The sequence below is a fragment of the Pseudomonas sp. Irchel s3h9 genome, assembly GCF_900187475.1.
GTDB classification, from domain to species: domain Bacteria; phylum Pseudomonadota; class Gammaproteobacteria; order Pseudomonadales; family Pseudomonadaceae; genus Aquipseudomonas; species Aquipseudomonas neuropathica.
Map to the genome: position 1 here is coordinate 240595 of NZ_FYDH01000011.1, position 8023 is coordinate 248617.

Annotated in this window: 7 protein-coding genes; 5 read left to right on the plus strand and 2 right to left on the minus strand. The window is 61.2% G+C overall.

Annotated elements, in window-relative coordinates:
• The first annotated feature begins 94 nt into the window (after positions 1–94).
• The 4 genes from CKW26_RS19880 to CKW26_RS19895 all read left to right on the plus strand — a co-directional run bounded on the left by CKW26_RS19880 (position 95) and on the right by CKW26_RS19895 (position 4994).
• Entirely contained in the window at positions 95–1594 is a 1500-nt protein-coding gene (locus CKW26_RS19880) for an efflux transporter outer membrane subunit (RefSeq protein ID WP_095049812.1), read from the plus strand.
• Positions 1595–1734: 140 nt separating this feature from the next.
• The gene (locus CKW26_RS19885) at positions 1735–3927 is read left to right on the plus strand and encodes an FUSC family protein (protein WP_095049813.1); all 2193 of its coding nucleotides are present in this window, start codon (positions 1735–1737) and stop codon (positions 3925–3927) included.
• On the plus strand, positions 3917–4117 hold the full coding sequence (locus CKW26_RS19890) for a DUF1656 domain-containing protein (protein WP_007914106.1): 201 nt from the start codon (positions 3917–3919) through the stop codon (positions 4115–4117). Before CKW26_RS19885 ends, CKW26_RS19890 begins: the two co-directional genes overlap by 11 nt.
• 10 nt (positions 4118–4127) lie before the next feature.
• On the plus strand, positions 4128–4994 hold the full coding sequence (locus CKW26_RS19895) for an HlyD family secretion protein (protein ID WP_095049814.1): 867 nt from the start codon (positions 4128–4130) through the stop codon (positions 4992–4994).
• 120 nt (positions 4995–5114) lie between these two features.
• On the opposite strand, the gene CKW26_RS19900 is transcribed toward CKW26_RS19895, so the two are convergent.
• Both CKW26_RS19900 and CKW26_RS19905 read right to left on the minus strand, forming a co-directional pair.
• A complete protein-coding gene (locus tag CKW26_RS19900; protein ID WP_095049815.1) occupies positions 5115–5513 on the minus strand; it encodes a DUF4440 domain-containing protein in 399 nt (132 codons plus the stop codon).
• Positions 5510–6880, minus strand: a complete 1371-nt coding sequence (locus CKW26_RS19905) for an MFS transporter (RefSeq protein WP_095049816.1) — start codon at positions 6878–6880, stop codon at positions 5510–5512. The genes CKW26_RS19900 and CKW26_RS19905 overlap by 4 nt, the downstream gene beginning before the upstream one ends.
• Before the next feature lie 109 nt (positions 6881–6989).
• On the opposite strand from CKW26_RS19905, the gene CKW26_RS19910 reads away from it, so the two are divergent.
• Positions 6990–7871 carry a LysR family transcriptional regulator gene (locus tag CKW26_RS19910; protein WP_095049817.1) on the plus strand — a complete coding sequence of 294 codons (882 nt, stop codon included), beginning with the start codon at positions 6990–6992 and terminating at the stop codon, positions 7869–7871.
• Positions 7872–8023: the final 152 nt, after the last annotated feature.

Here is an 8023-nt window from a genome sequence, read left to right on the forward strand (position 1 = left end):
ATTTTGTTTTAAGGGAATCAAGATCAAAAGATCGCAGCCTGCGGCAGCTCCAACACGGGTTCTCGATCTACCCCTCTCTCAGGAATTCGCAGCTGTGCCGCGTCGCATCAACAGAGCGCTTTTGCCGCTCAGTGTTCTGGCTTTTACCCTGGGTCTTGGCGGCTGCATCTCAACGGACGGAATTGCCCCACAGGGCACGGCAATGGAGGCCAATACACTGGCCACCGACGATGCCATCGCCCACGCCGCCCGTGACGCCAACTGGCCTACCGCGCAATGGTGGCAAGCCTACGGCGACCCGCAACTCAATCGCTGGATCGACCTCGCCGTGCAGGGCAGCCCGAGCATGGCCATGGCCGCTGCGCGAGTACGTCAAGCCAAAGCCATGGCCGGTGTCGCCGAATCCGCCGAGTCATTGCAGATCAATGGCGAGTCGACCCTCAAACGCCACAACTGGCCGACCGATCAGTTCTACGGCCCCGGCGATCTGGCCAACACCACCACCTGGGACAACAACGCCGCATTGGGTTTCAGCTATGCGCTCGACCTCTGGGGCCGTGAAAGCAATGCCAGTGAACGCGCGGTGGATCTGGCGCACATGAGCGCGGCCGAGGCGCGGCTGGCGCAGCTTGAATTGCAGAACAACATCGTTCGCGCCTACATCGAACTGTCGCTGCATTACGCGCAGCGCGACATCGTCGCCGCGACGCTCAAGCAGCAGCAACAGATTCTCGATCTGGCGCAGAAGCGCTTGAACGGCGGAATCGGCACGCACTTCGAAGTCAGCCAAGCCGAAACGCCACTGCCGGAAACCCATCGTCAGCTCGATGCGCTGGATGAAGAAATCGCCCTGAGTCGCAACCAGATCTCTGCGCTCGCCGGCAAAGGTCCGGGGGCGGGCGCACAGTTGCAGCGCCCGACATTGTCCCTCGGTGCTGCGCTGAAACTGCCATCGGCATTGCCCGCCGAATTGCTCGGCCAGCGGCCCGATGTGGTCGCCAGTCGCTGGCAAGTGGCGGCGCAGGCGCGCGGTATCGATGTGGCGCATGCCGGGTTTTACCCCAACGTCGATCTGGTCGGCAGCCTCGGCTACATGGCTACCGGCGGGGGCGCGCTGGAGTTTTTGACCGGCAAGAAACTCAACTACAACGTTGGTCCGGCGATCTCGCTACCAATCTTCGACGGTGGCCGACTGCGCGCCGAATTGGGTGAGGCCTCCGCCGGTTACGACATCGCCGTGGCGCATTACAACCAGACGCTGGTGAATGCGCTGAAGAACATCTCCGATCAGTTGATCCGCCGCGAGTCGATGGACAAGCAGCAAGGCTTCGCCGCCGAGTCGGTGGCCACGGCGCAGAAGACCTACGACATCGCGATGATCGCTTATCAGCGCGGCCTCACCGATTACCTCAACGTGCTTAATGCGCAGACGTTGCTGTTCAAGCAGCAGCAGGTGCAGCAGCAGGTGCAGGCGGCGCGGTTGAGTGCGCATGCCGAACTGGTGACGGCGCTGGGTGGTGGGCTGGGGGCAGGCAACGATGTGCCGACCGCCGAGAAAACCCAAGCGCCGAAAACCCCGGTTCTCCTGCATTGAACACACATCAAATTGTAGGAGTGAGCCTGCTCGCGATAGCGGTGTATCAGTCAACAGAAATGTTGGATGTAAAATCGCCATCGCGAGCAGGCTCACTCCTACAGGTATCGCGTCTTGCCTGAATTCTTGAGCACAATTAAATGACCCCCTTGCCCGCACCTCTGCGCTGGCTCTACTCCCTGGAATGGCGCCGTGGTTTCTTCGACTGGGCGCGCAGCGATGGCGTGACCTGGGTCTACATCTTCAAGGTGTTGATCGCCGCATTCCTCACCCTGTGGCTGGCCATGCGCCTGGAATTGCCGCAACCGCGCACGGCGATGATCACCGTGTTCATCGTCATGCAGCCGCAGAGCGGCCAGGTGTTTGCCAAGAGTTTCTATCGCTTCCTCGGCACGTTGGCCGGGTCGGCGATGATGGTCACGTTGATCGCGTTGTTCGCGCAAAACACCGAGCTGTTCCTCGGTTCGCTGGCGATCTGGGTCGGCATCTGCTCGGCCGGTGCCGCACGTTGCCGCAACTTCCGCGCCTATGGTTTTGTCCTCGCCGGCTACACCGCGGCGATGGTCGGATTACCCGCGTTGGCGCACCCGGACGGCGCGTTCATGGCAGCGGTTTGGCGAGTGCTGGAGATCTCGCTGGGGATTCTCTGCTCGACCCTGATCAGCGCCGCGATCCTGCCGCAAACCGCCAGCGCCGCCATGCGCAACGCCTTGTATCAGCGCTTCGGCGTGTTCGCGCTGTTCGTCACCGATGGCCTGCGCGGGCGCAGCAAAGCCGAGTCTTTTGAGGCGAGTAACGTGCGCTTTATCGCCGAAGCCGTGGGGCTGGAAGGGCTGCGCAGCGTGACCGTGTTCGAAGACCCGCACATGCGTCGGCGCAACGGCCGATTGAGTCGTTTGAACAGCGAGTTCATGGGCATCACCACGCGCTTCAACGCGCTGCATCAGTTGCTTGAACGCTTGCGCGGCAACGGCGAAGAACATGTGGTTGCCGCGATCAGACCGGGTCTGCAGGATCTCGCCGAAGTGCTCGACGGCTTCAGCGGTCGTGCTCTGACCAGCCCCGACGCCGCCCGTTTGGCGACAGCGCTGGCGACCTACAAGGAGGGGCTGCCGGCACGGGTTCGAAGCTTGCGAGCAATCTTCCAGGAAACCGATCCAAGCGAAGCCGAGCAACTGGATTTCCACACCGCCTACGAACTGCTTTATCGCTTCGTCGACGACCTGCACAGTTATGCACAGACCCACGCGTCATTGGCCGATCACCGCCACGAACGTGAGCGCTGGGACGAGCCCTTCACCCCGCAAACCAACTGGTGGGCCGCAGCCGCGTCGGGCATTCGCGCCTCGTTCATTCTGGTGGTGCTCGGCAGTTATTGGGTTGCCACTGCGTGGCCAAGCGGTGCGACGATGACCCTGATCGCCGCCGCCACCGTGGGCCTGTCCGCCGCTACACCGAACCCGAAACGCATGGCTTTCCAGATGGCGTGCGGCACGTTTCTCGGTGCGCTGATCGGCTTTGTCGAGATGTTTTTCATCTTCCCGTGGATCGATGGTTTCCCGCTGCTGTGCGTGATGCTCGCGCCGGTGATCGTCCTCGGCTCGTTCCTCACGTCGCGGCCGCAGTACGCCGGTGTCGGCCTCGGTCTGCTGATCTTCTTCAGCACCGGTTCTGTGCCGGACAACCTGACCATTTACAACCCTTACACCTTCATCAACGACTACATCGCCATGGTCATGGGCATGCTGGTCTGTGCCGCTGCCGGGGCGATTATTCTGCCGCCGAACAGTCGCTGGTTGTGGAAGCGCCTGGAGCAGGATCTGCGTGGTCAAGTGGTCTATGCGATCAGCGGCAAACTCAAAGGTCTGGCCTCGAGTTTCGAGAGCCGTACCCGCGATTTGCTGCACCAGGCCTACGGTCTCGCGGCCGGTCAACCGAAGGTGCAGAAGAACCTGCTGCGCTGGATGTTCGTGGTCCTGGAAGTCGGCCACGCGATCATCGAGTTGCGCAAGGAACAGGCGATCCTGCCGGTGCACCCGGCCTATGCCGAATCGCAGCCGTGGCGGCAGGCAATCCGCGTGATGGGCCGCGCGCTGGTGCGACTGTTCCTGCAACCGAACTCCAGCAATCTCGAGCGCGCGCTGGTCGCGGTCGATCATGCGATCAGCCGTGTCGCGGCCACTGATGAGCCGTTCGCGCCGCACTTCGATACCTCGGCGCTGCGTCGGGTGAAAAGCTATCTGCACTTCATCCGCACTTCGCTGCTCGACCCGCAATCTCCACTCGCTGCCTACGCCGTCGCCAAGCCCGAAGGACTTGCCCATGCCTCGTGAAATCGCCTTCCACGGCGTGTACATGCCGACCATGACCTTGATGTTTTTCATCGCTGCGGCACTGGCCTGGGCGGTGGACCGCTTCTTGTCCGGGTTCGATCTGTACCGCTTCTTCTGGCACCCGGCGCTGTTGCGCCTGAGTCTGTTTACCTGTCTGTTCGGCGCCATGGCGCTGACTGTCTACCGTTGAGAACATCGTGATGAAAAAGTTTTTCAGCCTGCTCGCAACCCTGTTGGTGCTGGCCCTGGCACTGTGGATCGGCCGCACGCTGTGGGAGCATTACATGAACACGCCGTGGACTCGAGATGGCCGAGTCCGCGCCGACATCATCAACGTCGCCGCCGACGTCACCGGTGAAGTGATCGATGTGCCGGTGCGCGACAACCAGTTAGTGAAGAAGGGTGATTTGCTCATGCAGATCGACCCCGAGCACTACCGCATCGCGGTCAAACAGGCGCAGTCGCTGGTCGCCTCGCGCAAGTCGACGTGGGAGATGCGCAAGGTCAACGCCCATCGCCGCGCCGATCTGGACAACCTGGTGATCTCCAAGGAAAACCGCGATGACGCCAGCAACATCGCCGACGCCGCGCTGGCCGATTACCAACACGCCCAAGCACAACTGGAAGCCGCCGAACTCAACCTCAAACGCACCGAAGTACGCGCGGCGGTCGACGGTTATGTGACTAACCTCAATGTGCATCGCGGCGACTACGCGCGCATCGGCGAGGCGAAAATGGCCGTGGTCGACATGAACTCGTTCTGGGTTTACGGCTTCTTCGAAGAAACCAAACTGCCCCACGTCAAAGTCGGTGACGAGGCCGACATGCAGTTAATGAGCGGCGAAGTGCTCAAGGGCCACGTGGAGAGCATCTCGCGCGGCATTTATGACCGCGACAACCCGGAAAGCCGCGAGCTGATCGCCGATGTGAACCCGACGTTCAACTGGGTACGACTGGCGCAGCGGGTGCCAGTGCGGATTCATATTGATGAAGTGCCGGAAGGTGTGCTGCTGGCGGCGGGGATTACCTGCACGGTGGTGGTGAATCAGAGCACGGTGGTTAACTGACAGACCGTGTGGCTCCTTTCGCGAGCAGGCTCGCTCCCACAGAGGTCATGCATTTCAAATGTGGGAGCGAGCCTGCTCGCGAATGGGGGCGACTCGGTATTTCAGACCAACACCGAGCAATCACTCAGCGCAAAACGTCTCCTGCAAATGCAGCCACAACACCCGCCCGGTTTCGAGTTTTTCAAACACCACGGTCGAACGCCGATCCGTGTGCACACCGCTCGCATCGCTTTGCTGTTCGCGGTAACTCAAGGTCGCGCCGCGCTGATGCAGGGCAATCACACGTAACTCACTGAGCTGGATTCTGAAACCTTTCTTCTGTCCGCCTGCGGCTCGGAACAGCAGGCGCAAGGCATCGATATCCAGCGCTCTGCCCAACGGCGTCACCATGGAAAAGCGTGGCGAAAAACGCGCCAGCAAGCGCTGCAGCGCGGCGTCATCTTCTTCTACGGCAAACCATCGTTCGATGGCTTCGTGCGCCTGGATCACTTCGTCCAGGTAGGGTGTGGCGTCGTTCATGCAGTTTTTTCCTCAAGGGCAGTCGGGTTCAATAGCGCGAGCACGTGGGTCGAGTCGAAACGCAGGACGGCGACCATCGGCAACAGCGTGAGCAGGGCGGCAGCGATAAAACAGGCTTGGAAACCAACACCGCCCAAAGCGCCCAGCAGTGAACCGAGCAGCGCCGCCGCGAGGCAGAAACCGAGTTGACGATTGATGTTCCACAGGGCACTGGAGTGGCCCATTTTTTCTGGCGCGATGCCAACAAAGGCCAAGGTCTGCGCGGTGACGCTGCACAGGCTACCGCCCAGCCCCATCAGGGCATAGGCGATGATCAGCGGCGTGCTGGCGGGTTGTTCGCTGCGCATCAGCAAAACGATGCCCAGGCATTGCAGGAGCATGCCGGCGCTGAGCAATGGCTTGGGGCCGAGGCGGTTGAAGCTGCGCTTGCCAAGCATGATCGCCACGCCCGAACCGACTGCCCACGGCAGCATCAGCGCGCCGGTTTGTGCCGCGCCGACACCGAGGTTGTGCAGGTACAACACTGCAATCATGTGGGTACCGGTGAACACTCCCGGCACGCACAGGTAGATCAGCATCGCCACACGCAGCGACGGGTTCTTGATCAGTTGCAGGTCGAGGATCGCGCCGGGTTTGCGCCAGCCATCGCGCAGGTAAATGCACAGGGTCAGAAGGCTCAGCAGCAGGGCAATGATGCCGAGGTTACGGGTGTCGGCGTCGCTCAACAGACTGATGGCGATCAACAGTAAACTTAGCGCCGAGGCTGCCAGCAGCAGGCCGCGCGCGTCCAGCGTCGGGCGTTCAGTCAACGGTTGATCGGCTTTCAACCAGAGCAGGCCAAGCCCAAGTGCGAGCAGTGTCACCGGCAGATTCAGGTAAAAAATCCAGCGCCACGACAGCGCTTGAACGATCAGTCCACCGGCCGCCGGCGACAGTGCCGGCACCAGCAGCGCCACCAGCAACACCACTCCGGTGAAGTGCGCGCGTTGCGTCGCCGGGAACTGTCGATACGCCAAGGCCTGGCCCACCGGCAGCAGCAGTCCGCCACCGAGGCCTTGCAGCAGTCGCCAGGCAATCAGGCTTTCAATCGATCCCGCCTGCGCCACCAGTGCCGAGCCCACACCGAACAGCAGCAGCGAGGCGAGGATCAAGCGCCGCTCGCCGATCCGGGTCGCCAGCCACACGCTCAGCGGAATGATCAGCGTGAGGCCAAGCATGTAGGCGTTGCTGATCCACGCCAGTTGCGTGACCGAGGCGTGCAATTGTTGCGCGATGTCGGGGTAGGCGATGCTGGCGACGAACATGTTCAGCAGGTCGAGCGCGAAGCCCAACAAATACACCAGCGCGACTTTCGAACGATAAGCCATGGCAGCTTCCCTGTGATGAGACGTGCAGGGTAGGGCGCTTCTGGTCATAGGAAAACGCTGGTTTGGCTGCTAGTTTGTCAAAATTATTTTGACAATGGGTGCCTTGGATATGGTCAGTCTGGATCGGTTTGACACCTTCAAAGCGGTGGTCGAGGCGGGATCACTCACGGCTGCTGCTGACACATTGGGGCAAACGCGAGCCGTGGTCAGTTTCAACCTCAAGCGCCTGGAGGAGGAGCTGGGCGTGACCTTGCTCACCCGCAATACGCGGCAACTGGCGCTGACCGATGCCGGTGAGCGCTTTTATCGACGCTGTTTGCGCACGCTGGATGAGGCGCGGCTGGCGATCGAAGAGGCGCGTTCGGAGCACGCTCAGCTTAAGGGCACCTTGCGCATCACCACGACTGTCGAATTTGCTCTGGCCCAGGTGGTGCCGGCGCTGGAAGTGTTTCGCCAGCAGCAACCGCAACTGAATATTCATTTGTCCACATCATCGACCCATGCCGATTTGATTTCCGAGCGGTTTGACCTGGCGATTCGTCTGGGGCGCATGCACGACTCCAATCTGCGTGCAGTGCAGTTATCGACGTTCGAAGTGTTTGCAGTGGCGGCGCCGGGGTTGGTCGAACGCTTTGCGCCGGTGGCCACGCTGGCAACGCTGGAGTCGATGCCGACGTTAGGGCATGGGCGGGTGCCGGAAATGACCGTGAGCGATCCGGCCGGTGTGGAGCATTTCTATCAGCCTAAACCGGGGAACACCGCGATTGTTGCGGATAACTCGGCAACGCTGCGGGCCTTTGCATTGACCGGGCAAGGTGTGGCGATACTGCCGCAATGGTTGATTCAGGACGATCTCGATGCCGGGCGGTTGCAGCGTTTGCTGGTGGATTACCGGTTTGCGCAGCAGGGGGTGTATGCGCTGTACCCTGACACCCGGCATTTGCCGCTGAAAGTGCGGGCGTTCATTGATTTCATGAAGGGCTGGGGATGAGTGTTGGCTGATCTGGCCTCTTCGCGAGCAGGCTCGCTTGTATGGTAGGACTTGAAGGGAGGAGGAGGGACAAGGCTCGATTCTGACTGTTGACGCAGCACAGACCGTGGGAGATTTCGCCCCTCCTCCTTTCACCCAAGCGCCGATAAAGA